Origin of the sequence: Streptomyces sp. NPDC050743, assembly GCF_044456925.1 — a bacterium.
Taxonomy (GTDB): Bacteria; Actinomycetota; Actinomycetes; order Streptomycetales; family Streptomycetaceae; genus Streptomyces.
The window spans coordinates 19,857-36,526 of sequence record NZ_JBITGJ010000080.1 but is presented as its reverse complement, the minus strand read 5'-3'; the positions used below and the strand labels follow the sequence as shown (position 1 = coordinate 36,526).

Here is a 16,670-nt window from a genome sequence, read left to right as displayed (position 1 = left end):
CCCTCGCCGTACAACTCTCCCGTGCCGCCGTGTGTCTCCTGTGTGTACGCGATCAAGGAGACACATGCGCACGTACAGAAGGCTCGCCGTGGCGACGGCCACGGCTCTCTCACTGACCGGCGGGGCGCTCGCGCTCACGGCCGGTTCGGCGGCGGCCGCTCCCGCCAAGTACGCCGACGACTTCAACGGCGACGGCTACCGCGACTACGCGTCCGGCTGGGGCGGTGAGGTCGCCGTCACCTACGGCACGGCGACCGGGCCGGGCCCGAAGACGGTCAGGTTCACGCAGGACAGCCCCAACATCCCGGGCCAGGCCGGCGACGCCGGGGGCTACGCCGACGGCTTCGGCGACCAGATCGCGAACGCCGACCTCAACCAGGACGGGTACGCCGACCTCGCCGTCGCCGACCGCACCGAGAAGGTCGGCACCAAGGCCGGGGCGGGCGCGGTCACCATCCTGTGGGGCGCCCAGGCGGGCCTCGGTGCGAAGGCCACCCGCATCCCGGCCAAGTCCAGCCTGGCGTTCGGCGCGGCCCTCGCGTCCGGCGACTTCAACGGCGACGGCAAGCCGGACCTGGCCGTCGCCGACGTCACCGGCACCCTCTTCGTCTACCGGGGCGGCTTCTCCCAGACCGGTACGACGGGCAGCGTCACCAAGCTGGAGGTCAGCCCCAGCGGCGCCGAGGTGCTGGAGCCGACCGCGATCGTGGCGGGCCGGGTCACCGCGGACAAGGCCACCGACCTGTACGTGCTCGGCCAGGGCTACAAGAACGACCGGATGACCCAGGCCGCGTGGTTCGTGCAGGGCGGCACCACCATCAAGCGCGGCACGTACACGACGTACAACGCCTCTCAGGCGGACTTCTCCTCGACCGGCGTGATCGCCGACTTCGACAAGAACGGCTACGGGGACCTCGCCGTCAGCGACAAGCCGTACAACAAGGGCGCGGGGTCCGTGCTGGTCCTGCGCGGCGGTGCGAGCGGACCCACCACCAGCTACCGCCTGTCCCAGTCCACCTCCGGCGTGGCGACCGCGGCCACCGCGAACGACTGGTTCGGCTACTCCCTGTCCGCCGGCGACACCAACCGCGACGGCTACCCGGATCTCGCGGTCGGCGTGCCCGAGGAGGAGTCCGGCTCGGTCCACAACGCGGGTGGTGTGCACATCCTGCGGGGCGGCAAGAGCGGCCTGACCGGTACCGGCTCGCAGTGGTTCACCCGCGCCACGGCGGGCGTGCCGGGCAGTGCCACCGAGGACGAGCGGATCGGTCTGTTCGTCCGGCTGCGCGACCTCGACCGGGACGGCGACGCGGACCTGCTGGCGTCCGGCGACCTCTACCGCGCCGGCCTGCTGCTGCGTGCGACCGCCTCGGGCATCACCACCAGCGGCGCGTCGGAGACCGACCTGGACCCGAACTTCCCGCAGTAGATCCGCTGCCCGGTCCACCACCGAGCCCCACCGGAGACGCGCTCCGGTGGGGCTCCTCGCATCCGAGCAGGACGACTCCTAATCTGACGACATGTCAGACGATGAGTCGTACGAACCGCTCGGTTTCGACAACGTGCTGCTCCCCGTCGGCGACCTCGGCGAGGCCGTCGGGTTCTACGAGCGGGCCGGCTTCGGTGTCGAGTTCCGGTTCGACGAGGGCGGGATCGCCCTGCTGAAGGTCGGCAAGGAGACCCCCGGGATCCTGCTGCGCGCCGAAGAGACGCTGGGGCACCGGTCGCCGCCGTGGCCCTCGCCGCGCATCTGGCTGGAGGTGCCGGACGCGCGGGCGGCGGCGCGGGCGCTGGCCGCCGCCGACATCACGCCGCTGGACGAGGTGCTCCCGGTGGCCACCGGCTGGACCGTGGAGATCGCCGACCCCTGGGGCAACGTCCTCGGGTTCACGGACTACACCAAGCGTCCGGAGCTGGGGCGCGGAACCCGGGCGCACCCTTGAGTTGAACATGTTCAAAAACAGGTCTACAGTCATCCCCGTCAGCGTTTTGAACGCGTTCAAGAAGGGGTGGGGGCATGGACCGCACGGTCATCGCCTACGTCATCTACCTGGTCGTCAGCATCGCGCTGACCATCTGGGTGGCCCGCACGCTCAGCCGCAACGGCCGGGTCTTCCTGGCCGACGTGCTGCGCGGCAACGAGAAGCTCGCGGACGCCGTCAACCACCTTCTGGTCGTCGGCTTCTACCTGGTCAACCTCGGCTTCGTGGCGCTGTACCTGAGCGGGGACGAGACGATCGAGGACACCCGCGGCGTCTTCGAGGCCCTGTCGACCAAGCTGGGCGTGGTCCTGCTGGTGCTCGGCGTGATGCACCTGGGCAACGTGTACGTGCTCAACCGGATCCGCCGGCGCGGGATCATGGAGCGCGAGGAGCGGCCTCCGGTCGACCCGCAGGAGTGGATCGCCCCGGCGGCCGGGGCGTGACCGCGGTGACCACCACTGAGGACCGGGGCGTCACGGGGGGCGTCCCGGTCCGCCGGCTCACCGTCCTGTACGACGCCGAGTGCGGACTGTGCACCCATCTGCGCGGCTGGCTGGCACGGCAGCCGCAGCTGGTGCCGCTGGAACTGGTGCCGGCCGGCTCGGACGGGGCCCGCATCCGCTTCCCCGGGCTCGACCACGCCGCCACGCTCGACGAGGTCACCGTCGTCGGCGACTCCGGCCAGGTCTACCGGGGCTCGCGCGCCTGGATCGTCGTCCTGTGGGCCCTGCGCGAGCACCGGCCCCTCGCCCACCGGCTGAGCACCCCCTCCGGCGCCCGGCTCGCCCGCGGCGCGGTGCTGGCGGCGGCGAAGTGGCGGGGTGCGCAGCGGCGCGACGCCGGGTGGAACTGGGGTGGGACGGTCTACCGGCGGCAGGACGGGTGGGCATACCGGCCGGACACCGGCTGGAGTTACGAGCCGCCCTCCTGCCCCGGCGGGACCTGCGCCACCGGTTAGGCCCCCGAGCCGTACTCGTTAGGCTCTTCTACCGTGCCCGCGAAGAACGACGGCCCCGAGACGGCCGGCTCCCCCAGCAGCAAGTCCGAGCAGACCCGCGCGCTGATCCTGGAGACCGCGATGCGGTTGTTCCAGGAGCGCGGGTACGACAAGACCACCATGCGGGCCATCGCCAAGGAGGCCGGGGTCTCCGTCGGCAACGCCTACTACTACTTCGAGGGCAAGGAACACCTGATCCAGGGCTTCTACGACCGGATCGCCGCCGAGCACCAGAGGGCGGTCCGCGAGGTCCTGGACCGGGAGACCGACCTGGAGGCGCGGCTCGCGGGCGTGCTGACGGTCTGGCTCGACATCGCCCGGCCGTACCACGAGTTCGCCGTGCAGTTCTTCAAGAACGCCGCCGACCCCGACAGCCCGCTCAGCCCCTTCTCCCCGGAGAGCGAGCACGCCCGCGAGCAGGCCATCGCCGTCCACCGCGAGGTGCTGGCCGGCTCGAAGTCCAAGGTCGCCCCCGAACTGCGGGACGTGCTCCCGGAGTTGATGTGGCTCTCCCAGATGGGGCTGGTCCTGTACTGGATCTTCGACCGGACGGAAGGGCGCGAGCGCAGCTACCGGCTGGCCCGGCGCGGGGCCCGGCTGACCGCCCGCGGGGTGGCGCTCGCCCGCTTCCGCGTGCTGCGCCCCCTGGTGCTGGAGGTCCATGAGCTGTTCACGGACTTCCTGCCCGGCATGACGAAGGCACTGCCGGATCCCCGGACCAAGGAGACCAGGGGAACCAAGGGGCGCGACGGGAAGGCCGAATGATCAGAGCCAGTTCAGACGCCACAGGCGGAAGACGCCCGTGCCGTCGTCCAGGTACTGGCTGCCGCCCACGTCCTCGGTGCTGACCACGTACTCCTTGCGCTGCCACAGCGGGAGCAGCGGGACGTCCCGGGCCACGTCCGCCTGGATGTCCTTGAAGTCGTTCGCGGCCCGGCTGCGATCGGCGTACTGCTGGCTGTCCAGGACGAGGTGGTCGACCAGCTTGTTGCTGTACCCGGTGCTCATCGTGGAGCCGGTGCCGACGAGCGCGGCGCCGAAGGTGTCAGGGTCGGGATAGTCGGGCACCCAGCCGACCGCCCACGCGTCCATCTTCCCGGTGGCCCAGCGCTTCTGGAAGTCGGTCCACTCGTACCCCTGGACGTCCACCTTGAACAGGCCGCCCGCCTCCAGCTGCTGCTTCAGCGCCGCGGCCTCCTGCTCACCCGCGCCCCGGTTCTTGCCGTAGCCGAAGGTGAACCGGACCGGCAGGGTCACCCCGGCCTGGGTGAGCAGCGCCCGCGCCTTCTGCACGCTCTGCGCCGGGTAGTCGTCGAAGAACGACGTGGTGTGGCCGGTGATGCCGGCCGGGATCAGCGAGTACAGCGGGTCGACCGTGCCCTCGTAGACCGTCGAGGCGAGCTGCTCGCGGTTGACCAGCCAGGCCATCGCGCGGCGCACCCGCGCGTCGTGCAAAGGCGAGCCGGCGCGCGTGTTGAGGTACAGGTTGCGGGTCTCGGCGCTGTCGGACTCGGTGACCCGCTGGTTGGGGTCGCTCGGGTTCAGCGCGGAGAGCACGCTCGGCGGCAGCTCCCGGGTGGCGACGTCGACCTGCCCCGCCTTCCAGGCGCTGTCGAGCTTCGCGGAGTCCGCGTAGTAGCGCAGCTCGATCGGGCGGCCGGCACCGCTGAGGTAGCCCTCGTAGTGGGCGTTCGGCTGAAGGACGGCCTTCTGGTTCTTGGTGTACGACGTCAGCGTGTACGGGCCGGTGCCGTCGACGGCGGTGCCGCCGCGCAGCGAGTCGGCCGGGTACTTGTCCTTGTCCACGATCGCCCCGGCGCCCGTGGCGACCTTCAGCGGCCACGTGGCGTCCGCGGACGACAGATGGAAGGTGACGGTCGTCGCGCTGTCGGCGGTCACCGAGCCGAGCGTGGAGAACAGCGACGCCGGGCCGACATCGGAGTTGATCTTCTTGACCCGGTCGAAGGAGTACTTCACGTCCTCGGCCGTCATCGCGCGCCCGCTCGGGAAGGTGATCCCGGAGCGCAGCGTGCACTGGTACGTCCGCAGACCGCCGCCCTGGAAGGCGCAGCTCTTCGCGGCGTCCGAGACCGGCTCGACGCCGCCCGGCTCGAATGTCAGCAGCGACTGGAAGACATTGCTGAACAGGGCCCAGGACCCGGCGTCATAGGCGCCCGCCGGGTCGAGGTCCGTGACGGCGTCCGTCGTACCGACCGCGATGGTCTTGTTCTTGTTCCCTTGCGACGGCAGCAGTCGCCAGCCGCCGATTCCCACGATCGCGAGCACGAGCAGTGTCACGAAAACGCGCATGCGAACAGATCGCACGGTGGTGCCCTCCCCAGGCCCCTTCAAAGGCCCTACCCCTGGCCAGCACGAATTCGCCACTCCCCTCGTGGCGCGGCTCACCTAATCACACGGGTTTCGCCTGGGGGAAGGGCTTTCTGACCATTGGGGAAAGAACTTACCGAGGCGTTGTTTCCCCCGGGTTTCACAGCGTCTTCACAGGCGTGGGAGCGGTTCCGGCCAGGGGGGCGGCTCGGGCGCGGGTGCGGCTCACGCGCGCGTGGCGGCCAGCTCGATCACCGTCACGTCCGACGGCGCCCCCACGCGGGTGGGCGGGCCCCAGGCGCCGGCGCCCCGGGTGACGTACAGCTGGGTGTCGCCGTAGCGGTCGAGGCCGGCGACGGTCGGGTTGGCGGCGGCCGCGAGGAGGTTGCCGGGCCAGAGCTGGCCGCCGTGGGTGTGACCGGAGAGCTGGAGGTCGACGCCGTACCGGACCGCCTCGTGGATCTGCACCGGCTGGTGGGCCAGCAGCACGCACGCGCGTGCCGTGTCCCGGTCGCCGAGTGCCTTGCCGAAGTCCGGGCCCTGGCCCTCGCTCTCGCCCTGGAGGTCGTTCACCCCGGCCAGGTCGAAGTACGGCAGCTCGGTGCGGGCGTTCTCCAGCGGGTGCAGGCCGAGGGCCCGCACCTCGGCCACCCACTGCTCGGCGCCGGAGAAGTACTCGTGGTTGCCGGTGACGAAGTAGGCGCCGTGCCGCGCGCGGAGCCGGGCGAGGGGCGCGGCGGCCGGGCCCAGGTCCTTGACGCTGCCGTCCACCAGGTCGCCGACGACCGCGATCAGGTCGGGCTGGGTGGCGTTGACGGTGTCGACGACCTTCTGCGCGAAGTCACGGCCGAGGATCGGGCCGAGATGGATGTCACTGACGACGGCGATACGGAAGCCGTGTGCCGCTCGGGGGAGCTTGGCCAGGGGGATGGTGACGCGTTTCACCCGCGGGCCGCGGAGTACTCCGTAGGTTCCGTAGCCGACGGTCGCCACGGCGGCGGTTGCGGCCGCGCCGGCCACGACTCTGGACACGAAGAGGCGGCGGGTGGGTTCCTCGGTTCCCGGTGCCTCCTGGGCGCCCGGTGCCACGGTGGCCGTACCGGGACCGTGCCCACCGTCCCGACCCGGTCGGCCGAGAAGTGACCCGACGGGGTCCTGGCCCGGCCGGCCGAGAGGCGGCTCCACGGGGTTCGCGCCCGGTTGGCGCCGGCGGTGCAGGGCGCGGCGGAGCAGGGGGCGTACCGCCTCTCCCGCCAGGACCGCCAGCAGCAGGTACAGGGCGAGGGCCATCCACAGGAAGCCGGGCCAGGCCAGGGCGCGCTGGAGCCCGAAGGCGGCGCCGGAGCGCTCGGTGACCAGGGCCGCGACCATCAGGACCGGGCCGGCGACGAAGACCGCCGTGCCGGCGCGGCGGGCCGGTCCGGGGCCGCGCGTGGTGTCGCGGACCAGGCGCCGCCAGATGTACCAGTGCAGGCCCGCCACGACGGCCAGGACGGCGACGGCGACGAGCGCGAGGACGATGACCAACCCGACCGGACCCCCGTGGTGACGTACGGCTGTGACGTGCGGACGGCTGTGACGAGCGAGCGGCTGTGCGAGCGGCCGGGGGTGCGGACCGCTAGGGTGCGGGCCGCTATGACGCGCGGCGCAGTGCGCGCAGTCCGCGCAACCCGATGACCCCGATGACCGTCCCCAATACGAAGGAAACGACGGCCAGCAGCAGGTGCACCCAGAAGTACGCGGTCGGGTGACCGTCGTCGAAGGCGAGCCCGCTGCTGTCCTTGATCAGGTTCTTGACGAAAGTGACCCAGATGACCCAGGACCACACCCCGAAGGCGAGCAGGAACCAGGAGACCGGGCGGCTGAGCTTCATGCGACCAGTATCGCCGTTCGCCGACCGGTTCCGTGGCCGGGGTGAGGTGGGTCATGGGATTCCACAGTCGACAAAAGGTACGTTCTCGACCGTGTCTGCACCGAAGAAGATCGGCGGGCGATCGCTGCTGATCACCTCCGCCACCCTGCTGTCCCTGTCCGTCACCGCGCCCGCCGCCCTCGCCGCCCCGTCCCCGTCGACGAGCCCGAAGGCCACGCCCCCGGCCCGGATGTCGACCGTGGGCGGCGCCCGGCTGGGGCAGCCCGGCACCCAGGTCAACCTCGCGCCGGGTGTCCCGGTGCTGCCGAAGGGCATCAGCGCGCGCTCCTGGATCGTCACCGACGCCGAGTCCGGCGAGGTGCTCGCCGCGCACAACGCGCACTGGCGGCTGCCCCCGGCGAGCACGCTGAAGATGCTGTTCGCGGACACCCTGCTGCCCCGCTTCCCCAAGGAGGAGAAGCACAAGGTGGTGCCGTCCGACCTCGCGGGCATGGGCGTCGGCTCCAGCGTGGTCGGGATAAAGGAGGGGCACACCTACTCGGTCCACGATCTGTGGCTCGGGGTCTTCCTGCGCTCGGGCAACGACGCCGTGCACGTGCTGTCCTCGATGAACGAGGGCGTCTCGCAGACCGTCAAGGACATGCAGGACCACGCCGACGAACTGCAGGCCCAGGACACGCACGTGGTCTCGCCCGACGGCTACGACGAGCCGGGGCAGTTGTCGTCGGCGTACGACCTCACGCTGTTCGCCCGGTCCGGGCTGCAGAAGAAGGACTTCCGCGACTACTGCTCGACCGTCAGCGCCAAGTTCGAGTCGGGCGAGATCCGCAACACCAACCGGCTGCTGAGCGGTGACACCGACGTGCCCGTCTACCAGGGCATCGCGGGCGTGAAGAACGGCAACACCACCAACGCGGGCGCCACCTTCACCGGGGTCGCCGAGCGGGGCGGCAAGGTGCTGCTCGTCACGGTGATGCATCCGGAGAAGCCCGCGCACAACGAGGTCTACAAGGAGACGGCCAAGCTGCTCGACTGGGGCTTCCAGGCGGCCGGCACGGTCGGTCCGGTGGGTGAGCTGGTGCCGCCGAAGAGCGCCCTGCCGAGCTCTGAACCCAGCGCCTCCGCCGGGAAGTCCGCGGGGAAGGACGGATCCGGCGCCAGGCCGATGGCCGGTGCCACCACCGACTCCGGCTCCGGCATCGGCACCGCCGCGGCCATCGCGGGCGGGGCACTGGTGCTGCTCGCGGGCGCGGCGTTCCTGATCAATCGCCGGTGGCCGCTGCCGGACCTGATGCGCCGTCGGTCGCGTCCGTGACGTCGGCGGCTTCGGCCTCCGAGCTGTTCGTCGCCGTCCAGGAGGCGCAGAACAGCACGAGTTTCGCGGTGAAGTTGAGCCACAGCAGCAGTGCGACGGGGACGCCGAACGCGCCGTACATGCTCTTCGCGGCGACTCCCTGGATATAGCCGCTGAGCAGCAGTTTCAGCAGTTCGAAGCCGACCGCGCCGAGCAGTGCGGCCACCACCAGGCGGCGGCGCGGCGGCTCGACGCCGGGCAGCAGGGTCAGGACGTAGAGCAGGACCAGGAAGTCGGCGAGCACGGCGACGGCGAACGCGGCGATCCGCAGCAGCGCGCTGCCCCAACCGTGCTCGGCCAGGCCGAGGTTGCGCGACACGACCCCGACGGCGGCCGAGGCGAGCGTGGACGTGGCAAGGGTGACCAGCAGTGCCCCGCCGAGGCCGAGGAGGATGCCGGCGTCCTTGGCCTTGGCCACCACCGGGTTCTGCTGCTGGTCCGGCAGCTCCCACACCGCGCGCAGACAGTCCCGCGTCTGGCCGACCCAGCCGATGCCGATGAACAGCAGCACGGCGCCCGCGATGACACCGACGGTACCGGCGTTGTCGACGAGCGAGGTGAGGTCCAACTGGCTGGAGAGGACGCCGGGGAACTGCTCGGCGATCTTGTGCTCGACGGTCTTCTGCCGGTCCGGGCTGAGCGTGGCGGCGCTGACCGCGGCGACCAGGGTGAGCAGCGGGAACAGCGCCACGAAGCTGATGAACGTCATCGCGGCGGCCAGCCGTGTCCACTTCACCCGGTCCAGCCGTTCGTAGCAGTGCCACGCGTGCGTCCGCATCAGCCGCACCACGAGCGGCCCGATGCCGGGGAGTCTCTTCAGCCAGTCCATGATCCGCTCCTGCCCGTGACTGCGCGCTCGTAAGACATCCCACTAATCACCCATTGTGTGGAGCGGGCGAATGTTCAGTAACTAATCCCTCATATAGGGACGATACGGTCACCGACATGCCTCCGGACCCTCTCGAGGAGCTGATGTGACGGACGCCTTCGGTCTCCCCCAGTCCCTGCTCGTCCTCGGCGGCACGTCCGAGATCGCGCTGGCCGCCGCGCGCCGGCTGATCGCCCGCCGCACCCGCACGGTGTGGCTGGCGGGCCGCCCCTCACCGGCCCTGGAACAGGCCGCCGAGGGCCTGCGCGCACTCGGCGCGGACGTCCGTACCGTCGCCTTCGACGCCCTCGACCCCGCGTCCCACGAGACCGTCCTCGGCAAGGTCTTCGCCGAGGACGACATCGACCTGGTGCTGCTCGCCTTCGGCATCCTCGGCGACCAGGCCCACGACGAACGGGACCCGGTACGCGCCGTCCAGGTCGCCCAGACCAACTACACCGGAGCCGTCTCCGCCGGACTCGTCGCCGCCCGCGCCCTGCAGACCCAGGGACACGGCTCCCTCGTGGTCCTGTCCTCCGTCGCCGGCGAGCGCGCCCGCCGCGCCGACTTCATCTACGGCTCCAGCAAGGCCGGCCTCGACACCTTCGCCCAGGGCCTCGGCGACGCCCTGCACGGCACGGGCGTGCACGTCATGGTCGTACGGCCCGGGTACGTCCGCGCCGAGGGGCCGCTCTCGACGACCCCGGAGGCGGTGGCCACGGCGATCGAACTGGGGTTGCGCCGCCGCTCGGAGGTGGTGTGGGTGCCGGGCGCGCTGCGGCTGGTGATGTCGGCGCTGCGGCACACGCCGCGGGCACTGTTCCGGCGGCTGCCCCTCTAACGCCCACGATGCGGCCGCGGCCGCCGGGCGACGGACCCGCCCCTACGACACCGCGCTGCGGCCCACCCCACGGAGCGCACCGGCCTGCGACGGCACCACGGAACCCCCGAACGTGTACTCCCGCAACTTGCGCCACACCCCGTCCGCGCCCTGCTCGTAGAGCGCGAACCCCGTGCACGGCCACTGCGCGTCGAAGCCGGCCAGTTCCTCGAAGGCGCGGTCCATCGCCGCCTCGTCGATGCCGTGCGCGACGGTGACATGCGGGTGGTACGGGAACTGCAGCTCGCGGGCCACCGGCCCCGAGGCGTCCCGCACCCGCAGCTGGAGCAGGGTGCAGTCCTCGGCGCCCTGGACGACACGGACGTAGACCACCGGGGACAGCGGACGGAACGTGCCCGTGCCGGACAGCCGCATCGGGAACGGCCGCCCGCCCGCGGCCACCTCGGTGAGGTGCGCCTCGACGGCCGGCAGCTCGCTCTCGTCGATCTCGGTCGGCGGCAGCAGGGTGACGTGCGTGGGGATGCCGTGAGCCGCGGCGTCGCCGAAGCCCGCGCGCCGCTCCTGGAGCAGGCTGCCGTGAGGCTCCGGGACCGCGATCGACACGCCGATCGTTACGGTCCCCACGTCGTCTCCTGTCGTCGCGTCTGTCGTTTTCTCGGCCCGTCCCGTTTCGTCACGTTCGGGCCGTCGGCTATCGACTGTACGGCTATGGATGTCCTGTGGGCAGGCGCAGCGGCAGTGATGTGCAGCGCTCTGCCCACTGGGACGTGTGTACGGTCGTGCGCCGCGGCGCCGGTCCGTGCTTCCCGGTGCTCCGCCGGCGCGTGTCAGTGCTTCGCCGACAGGAAACCCACCCGCTCATAGGCCTGCGCGAGCGTCTCCGCGGCGACCGCGCGCGCCTTCTCCGCACCCTTGGCCAGGATCGAGTCGAGCGTCTCGGAGTCGTCCAGGTACTGCCGCGTGCGCTCCCGGAACGGCGTCACGAAGTCGACCATGACCTCGGCGAGGTCGGTTTTGAGGGCGCCGTACATCTTGCCCTCGTACTCCCGCTCCAGGTCGGCGATCGACTTGCCGGTGAGCGTGGAGTAGATGGTGAGGAGGTTCGACACGCCCGGCTTGTTCTCCGTGTCGTAGCGGATCACGGTGTCGGTGTCGGTGACGGCGCTCTTCACCTTCTTGGCGGTGGTCTTCGGCTCGTCGAGGAGGTTGATGAGGCCCTTCGGCGTGGACGCCGACTTGCTCATCTTGATCGACGGGTCCTGCAGGTCGTAGATCTTCGCCGTCTCCTTCAGGATGTACGGCGACGGGATCGTGAACGTCTGGCCGAAGCGGCCGTTGAAGCGCTCGGCCAGGTCGCGGGTCAGCTCGATGTGCTGGCGCTGGTCCTCGCCGACCGGCACCTCGTTCGCCTGGTACAGCAGGATGTCGGCGACCTGGAGGATCGGGTACGTGAACAGGCCGACGGAGGCGCGGTCGGCGCCCTGCTTGGCGGACTTGTCCTTGAACTGGGTCATGCGGCTGGCCTCGCCGAAGCCGGTGAGGCAGTTCATGATCCAGGCGAGCTGGGCGTGCTCGGGGACGTGGCTCTGCACGAAGAGGGTGCAGCGGTCCGGGTCCAGGCCGGCGGCCAGCAGCTGCGCGGCGGCGAGCCGGGTGTTGGCCCGCAGCTCCTTCGGGTCCTGCGGGACCGTGATCGCGTGCAGGTCGACGACCATGTAGAACGCGTCGTGGGACTCCTGCAGTGCCACCCACTGACGGACGGCGCCGAGGTAGTTGCCGAGGTGGAACGAGCCGGCGGTGGGCTGGATGCCGGAGAGCACGCGAGGGCGATCAGCAGTGGCCATGTCGCCCATTCTCTCATCGGCTGAGGGTGGGACCGGCCCGCGAGGTGGGTGTGGTTTCGGAGTGCGGGGGACTGCGCGTGGTCCGTGGTCACCCGCGCAGTCCCCCGCGACCCTCAGGTCGGCTGCCCCTCAGGGCGTCGATCAGCCCAGGTCGACTTCCGGGTACAGCGGGAAGCCCGCCACCAGGTCCGTCGCCCGCTGGGCGATTTCCTGGGCGACCTTCTCGTCCAGGACGTGGGCCGCCTTGGAAGGGGCACCCGACTTGGTGGTGCCCGGCTCGGTGGTGGTGAGCACGCGGTCGATGAGGCCGGCGACCTCGTCCATCTCGGCGGTGCCCAGGCCCCGGGTGGTCAGGGCGGGGGTGCCGATGCGGATGCCGGAGGTGTACCAGGCGCCGTTGGGGTCGGCCGGGATGGCGTTGCGGTTGGTGACGATGCCGGAGTCCAGCAGGGCGGCCTCGGCCTGGCGGCCGGTGAGACCGTAGGAGGTGGCGACGTCGATCAGGTTGAGGTGGTTCTCCGTGCCGCCGGTCACCAGGGTGGCGCCGCGCCGCATGAGGCCCTCGGCCAGGGCGCGGGAGTTGTCGACGATGCGCTGGGCGTAGCCCTGGAAGGCGGGCTGCCGCGCCTCGGCGAGGGCGACGGCCTTGGCGGCCATGACGTGCGGCAGGGGGCCGCCGAGGACCATCGGGCAGCCGCGGTCGACCTGGTCCTTGAGGGAGTCGTCGCACAGGACCATGCCGCCGCGCGGGCCGCGCAGCGACTTGTGGGTAGTGGTGGTGACGATCTGGGCGTGCGGGACCGGGTCGAAGTCGCCGGTGAGGACCTTGCCGGCGACGAGGCCCGCGAAGTGGGCCATGTCGACCATCAGGGTCGCCCCGACCTCGTCGGCGATCTCGCGCATGATCCGGAAGTTCACCAGCCGCGGGTAGGCCGAGTAGCCGGCGACGATGATCAGCGGCTTGAACTCGCGGGCCTGGGCGCGCAGGGCCTCGTAGTCGATGAGGCCCGTCGCCGGGTCGGTGCCGTAGGAGCGCTGGTCGAACATCTTGCCGGAGATGTTCGGGCGGAAGCCGTGGGTGAGGTGGCCGCCGGCGTCCAGGGACATGCCGAGCATGCGCTGGTTGCCGAAGGCCTGGCGCAGTTCGGCCCAGTCGGCCTCGGAGAGGTCGTTGACCTGGCGGGCGCCGGTCTTCTCCAGGAAGGGGGCCTCGACCCGGTCGGCGAGGACGGCCCAGAAGGCGACGAGGTTGGCGTCGATGCCGGAGTGCGGCTGGACGTAGGCGTGCCGGGCGCCGAAGAGCTCGCGGGCGTGCTCGGCGGCCAGTGCCTCGACGGTGTCGACGTTGCGGCAGCCGGCGTAGAAGCGGCGGCCGACGGTGCCCTCGGCGTACTTGTCGCTGAACCAGTTGCCCATCGCCAGCAGGGTGGCCGGGGAGGCGTAGTTCTCGGAGGCGATCAGCTTGAGCATCTCGCGCTGGTCGGCGACCTCCTGGCCGATCGCGTCGGCGACTCGCGGTTCGACGGCGCGGATGACGTCGAGCGCGGCTCGGAAGGCGGTGGACTCGGTGGAGAGGGGCTGCTGCTCTGGCATGAGGACCTCCGGACGGTGTGCGTACAGCGTTCACGTTCGGCCCAGGCGCACGGCACTTTCCCGCTGGGGCCGCTTCCCGATGGTCCGTCCCATCCCAAGCGCGCCAGTCACGGCCCGCCGATCAGCCTACCGGGCGAGCCGGACGGCGCAGGTCCCGCGTCCACCATGCGAGCGACGATAGGAAAGAGGTCACCGTCGTGTTCCCGAAGTGTTCTCGTCGGATCCGGGAGAGGCCATGACCACTGCAGAAGACCTCATCAGCGCCGCCGAGGCGCACTGTGCTCCCACCTACCGTCCGCTGCCGGTCGTCGTGGCGACGGCGGAGGGGGCGTGGATGACGGATGTGGAGGGGCGGCGGTATCTGGATCTGCTGGCCGGTTACTCGGCGCTCAACTTCGGGCACGGCAACCGGCGGCTGATCGAGGCGGCGAAGGCCCAGCTGGAGCGGGTGACGCTGACGTCCCGCGCCTTTCTGCACGACCGGTTCGCGGCGTTCTGCACGGAGCTGGCCGAGCTGTGCGGGATGGAGATGGTGCTGCCCGTGAACACCGGCGCGGAGGCGGTGGAGAGCGCGGTGAAGACGGCCCGGAAGTGGGGGTACCGGGTGAAGGGGGTGCCCGGGGAGATGGCGAAGATCGTGGTGGCGGGCGGCAACTTCCACGGGCGTACGACGACGATCATCAGCTTCTCCACCGACCCGGAGGCCCGGGCGGACTTCGGGCCGTACACGCCGGGCTTCGAGATCGTGCCGTACGGCGATCTGACGGCGATGCGTCAGGCGCTGACGGAGAACACCGTGGCGGTGCTGCTGGAGCCGATCCAGGGCGAGAACGGGGTGATCGTGCCGCCGGCCGGCTATCTCCCCGCGGTCCGGGAGCTGACCCGCGAGCGGAACGTGCTCTTCGTCGCCGACGAGGTCCAGTCGGGTCTCGGCCGTACCGGGCGGACCTTCGCGTGCGAGCACGAGGGGGTGGTCCCGGACATGTACGTGCTGGGCAAGGCGCTGGGCGGCGGGATCGTGCCGGTGTCGGCGGTGGTGTCGAGCGCGGAGGTGCTCGGGGTGTTCCGGCCGAACGAGCACGGCTCGACGTTCGGCGGGAATCCGCTGGCCTGCGCGGTGGCGCTGGAGGTGATCGCGATGCTGCGCACGGGCGAGTTCCAGGCCCGGGCCGCCGAGCTGGGCGAGCGGATGCACCGGGCGCTGGGGGCACTGCTGGACACGGACGCGGTGACGGCGGTGCGCGGGCGCGGGCTGTGGGCGGGCGTGGACATCGCGCGGAAGGCCGGCACGGCGAGGGAGGTCTCGGAGCGGCTGATGGACCGCGGTGTGCTGGTGAAGGACACCCACAGCGCCACCGTGCGGATCGCTCCGCCGCTGGTGATCAGCGAGGAGGACCTGGACTGGGGGCTGGAGCAGTTCCGGGCGGTCCTGAGCGGCTGAGGGCGGCCGCGCTAGAGGATCACATGGGGCAGGAAGCGGGCGTACTCGTCGGTGATCAGGCCGGAGGACTCGCGGATGCCGAGGCCGGCCGGCTCGTTCCGGACGACCCAGGCGCCGAGGACGACATGGTTGCCGTCGAAGGCGGGCAGCGGGGCGAACTGCTGGTAGCAGCAGGGCTCGTCGCGGAGTTCGGCCGGGGCGCCCGGCCGGTGCACGGTGACGCCCTCGCCCTCGCGGCCGAGCAGGGGTTTGGCGACGTAGCCGGGTGCCCAGGCCAGCTCGCGCGGGCCGTCGAGGTAGGCGGGAAGGAGATTGGGGTGGCCGGGGTACAGCTCCCAGAGGATCGCCAGCAGGGCCTTGTTGCTGAGCAGCATCTTCCAGGCGGGTTCGATCCACAGGGTGCCGCCGGTGCCGCCGCCGTTGTCGAGGGTGTCCAGGACGTGCCCGCCGAAGGCGTCGGTGGTGAGCCACTCCCAGGGGTAGAGCTTGAAGATGCCGCGGATGAAACGGAGTCGGTTGTCGACGAAGCGGCCGGAGAGGGTGTCCCAGCCGATCTCCTCCATGGACAGCCAGTCGGTGTCGAGGCCGGCCTGTTCGGCGGTCTCCTTCAGATAGGCGACCGTCATCAGGTCCTCGCCGAGTTCGTCGGCCGAGGAGTGCGCGAAGTGCAGCGGGCTGCCGGGAGGCAGGAGCGCGGCCTGGGTCCGCCAGGCCTCGACGAGGCGTTCGTGCAGGGAGTTCCACTGGTCGGCGCCGGGGAAGCGGTCCTCCATCCAGAACCACTGGGGCGAGGCGGCCTCCACCAGTGAGGTCGGGGTGTCGGCGTTGTACTCCAGCAGCTTGGCCGGGCCGGTGCCGTCGTAGCGGAGGTCGAACCGGCCGTAGACGGAGGGGAGTTCGGTGCGGCGCCGCCAGGACTCGGTGACGGCGGCGGCCACGCCGGGGTCGGTGATGCCGAGGTCGGCGAGCCGGTCCTTCGCCACGATGTGCTCGGCGGCCGCGAGGCACATGTGGTGCAGTTCCTCGACGGTCTCCTCCAGCGCCTCGATCTCGTCCAGGGTGAAGACGTAGTAGGCGCTCTCGTCCCAGTAGGGGCGCAGGGAGCCGTCGGGGTGGCGGGTGAGGGGGTAGACGAGCCCCTGCTCCTCGACGATCTGCTGCCAGCCGGGGCGGGGGGTGGTGGTACGGCGTTCCATGGGCCGGTGCCGGTCAGCCGCCGGAGCTGTGGTGGCCGCCGCCGAAGCCACCGCGGTGGACGCCGGTGCCGCCCGAGCTCTTGTGGGGCTTGGTGAAGGAGCCGCCGCTCACCCAGGAACCCTTCTTCTTGCCGCCGTAGTACCAGCCGCCGTTCACCGAGGTCTTGAGGGAGGAGGTCTTGCAGTTCTTGTCGGAGACGACCTTGTAGCCCTTGGCGTAGGTGTAGCTGTCGCGGTCGACGCAGCGCTTGTCCGGGTCGGACGAGCAGGCGGTGAGGGCGGCGGCCAGCAGGCCCATGCCGCCGAGGACGACCGTGCCGGAGCGCAGCCGCCGCCGGGTGTCAGCCATGTTC

At 71.1% G+C, this 16,670-nt stretch carries 17 protein-coding genes; 8 read left to right on the top strand and 9 right to left on the bottom strand.

The window, feature by feature from the left end:
- Positions 1-64 precede the first annotated feature (64 nt).
- The 5 genes from ACIBJF_RS41270 (at position 65) to ACIBJF_RS41250 (ending at position 3,744) form a co-directional block, all read left to right on the top strand.
- A complete protein-coding gene (locus tag ACIBJF_RS41270; protein WP_399181918.1) occupies positions 65-1,429 on the top strand; it encodes an FG-GAP and VCBS repeat-containing protein in 1,365 nt (454 codons plus the stop codon).
- A 91-nt stretch (positions 1,430-1,520) separates the two neighbouring features.
- The gene (locus ACIBJF_RS41265; RefSeq protein ID WP_399181916.1) at positions 1,521-1,943 is read left to right on the top strand and encodes a VOC family protein; all 423 of its coding nucleotides are present in this window, start codon (positions 1,521-1,523) and stop codon (positions 1,941-1,943) included.
- A gap of 74 nt (positions 1,944-2,017) precedes the next feature.
- A complete protein-coding gene (locus tag ACIBJF_RS41260; protein WP_399181914.1) occupies positions 2,018-2,425 on the top strand; it encodes a hypothetical protein in 408 nt (135 codons plus the stop codon).
- A gap of 5 nt (positions 2,426-2,430) precedes the next feature.
- Entirely contained in the window at positions 2,431-2,940 is a 510-nt protein-coding gene (locus ACIBJF_RS41255; protein WP_399181912.1) for a thiol-disulfide oxidoreductase DCC family protein, read from the top strand.
- A 33-nt stretch (positions 2,941-2,973) separates the two neighbouring features.
- Complete coding sequence (locus tag ACIBJF_RS41250; protein ID WP_399181910.1) at positions 2,974-3,744, top strand: TetR/AcrR family transcriptional regulator; 771 nt, start codon at positions 2,974-2,976, stop codon at positions 3,742-3,744.
- On the opposite strand, the gene ACIBJF_RS41245 is transcribed toward ACIBJF_RS41250, so the two are convergent.
- The 3 genes from ACIBJF_RS41245 to ACIBJF_RS41235 form a co-directional block, all read right to left on the bottom strand.
- Entirely contained in the window at positions 3,745-5,289 is a 1,545-nt protein-coding gene (locus ACIBJF_RS41245; protein ID WP_399181908.1) for an ABC transporter substrate-binding protein, read from the bottom strand.
- 243 nt (positions 5,290-5,532) lie between these two features.
- Complete coding sequence (locus tag ACIBJF_RS41240) at positions 5,533-6,834, bottom strand: metallophosphoesterase (RefSeq protein WP_399181906.1); 1,302 nt, start codon at positions 6,832-6,834, stop codon at positions 5,533-5,535.
- A 106-nt stretch (positions 6,835-6,940) separates the two neighbouring features.
- A complete protein-coding gene (locus ACIBJF_RS41235) occupies positions 6,941-7,180 on the bottom strand; it encodes an SCO4848 family membrane protein (RefSeq protein ID WP_356301960.1) in 240 nt (79 codons plus the stop codon).
- A gap of 91 nt (positions 7,181-7,271) precedes the next feature.
- On the opposite strand from ACIBJF_RS41235, the gene ACIBJF_RS41230 reads away from it, so the two are divergent.
- Positions 7,272-8,495: a D-alanyl-D-alanine carboxypeptidase family protein gene (locus ACIBJF_RS41230; RefSeq protein ID WP_399181904.1), complete on the top strand. Its 1,224-nt coding sequence runs from the start codon at positions 7,272-7,274 to the stop codon at positions 8,493-8,495.
- Here the strand turns inward: ACIBJF_RS41230 and ACIBJF_RS41225 are convergent.
- Positions 8,443-9,363: a YihY/virulence factor BrkB family protein gene (locus ACIBJF_RS41225; RefSeq protein ID WP_399181902.1), complete on the bottom strand. Its 921-nt coding sequence runs from the start codon at positions 9,361-9,363 to the stop codon at positions 8,443-8,445. The two genes, ACIBJF_RS41230 and ACIBJF_RS41225, sit on opposite strands and share 53 nt — an antisense overlap.
- 145 nt (positions 9,364-9,508) lie before the next feature.
- Between ACIBJF_RS41225 and ACIBJF_RS41220 the strand changes: the two genes are divergently transcribed.
- Positions 9,509-10,243 carry a decaprenylphospho-beta-D-erythro-pentofuranosid-2-ulose 2-reductase gene (locus ACIBJF_RS41220; protein ID WP_399181900.1) on the top strand — a complete coding sequence of 245 codons (735 nt, stop codon included), beginning with the start codon at positions 9,509-9,511 and terminating at the stop codon, positions 10,241-10,243.
- 42 nt (positions 10,244-10,285) lie between these two features.
- Here ACIBJF_RS41220 and ACIBJF_RS41215 read toward each other — a convergent pair whose 3' ends face one another.
- From ACIBJF_RS41215 to ACIBJF_RS41205, 3 genes are all read right to left on the bottom strand, one after another.
- Entirely contained in the window at positions 10,286-10,867 is a 582-nt protein-coding gene (locus tag ACIBJF_RS41215) for a 2'-5' RNA ligase family protein (protein ID WP_399181898.1), read from the bottom strand.
- A gap of 203 nt (positions 10,868-11,070) precedes the next feature.
- Positions 11,071-12,087, bottom strand: coding sequence for a tryptophan--tRNA ligase (gene trpS, locus ACIBJF_RS41210; RefSeq protein ID WP_399181896.1), 1,017 nt, complete (start codon positions 12,085-12,087; stop codon positions 11,071-11,073).
- Between the two features lie 141 nt (positions 12,088-12,228).
- On the bottom strand, positions 12,229-13,680 hold the full coding sequence (locus ACIBJF_RS41205; protein ID WP_399181894.1) for a glycine hydroxymethyltransferase: 1,452 nt from the start codon (positions 13,678-13,680) through the stop codon (positions 12,229-12,231).
- Positions 13,681-13,915: 235 nt separating this feature from the next.
- Between ACIBJF_RS41205 and rocD the strand changes: the two genes are divergently transcribed.
- Positions 13,916-15,121, top strand: coding sequence for an ornithine--oxo-acid transaminase (gene rocD / locus ACIBJF_RS41200; protein WP_399181892.1), 1,206 nt, complete (start codon positions 13,916-13,918; stop codon positions 15,119-15,121).
- A gap of 11 nt (positions 15,122-15,132) precedes the next feature.
- Here rocD and ACIBJF_RS41195 read toward each other — a convergent pair whose 3' ends face one another.
- Entirely contained in the window at positions 15,133-16,317 is a 1,185-nt protein-coding gene (locus ACIBJF_RS41195) for a glutathionylspermidine synthase family protein (protein ID WP_399181890.1), read from the bottom strand.
- Between the two features lie 13 nt (positions 16,318-16,330).
- A complete protein-coding gene (locus ACIBJF_RS41190; RefSeq protein ID WP_356301976.1) occupies positions 16,331-16,666 on the bottom strand; it encodes a hypothetical protein in 336 nt (111 codons plus the stop codon).
- Positions 16,667-16,670 lie beyond the last annotated feature (4 nt).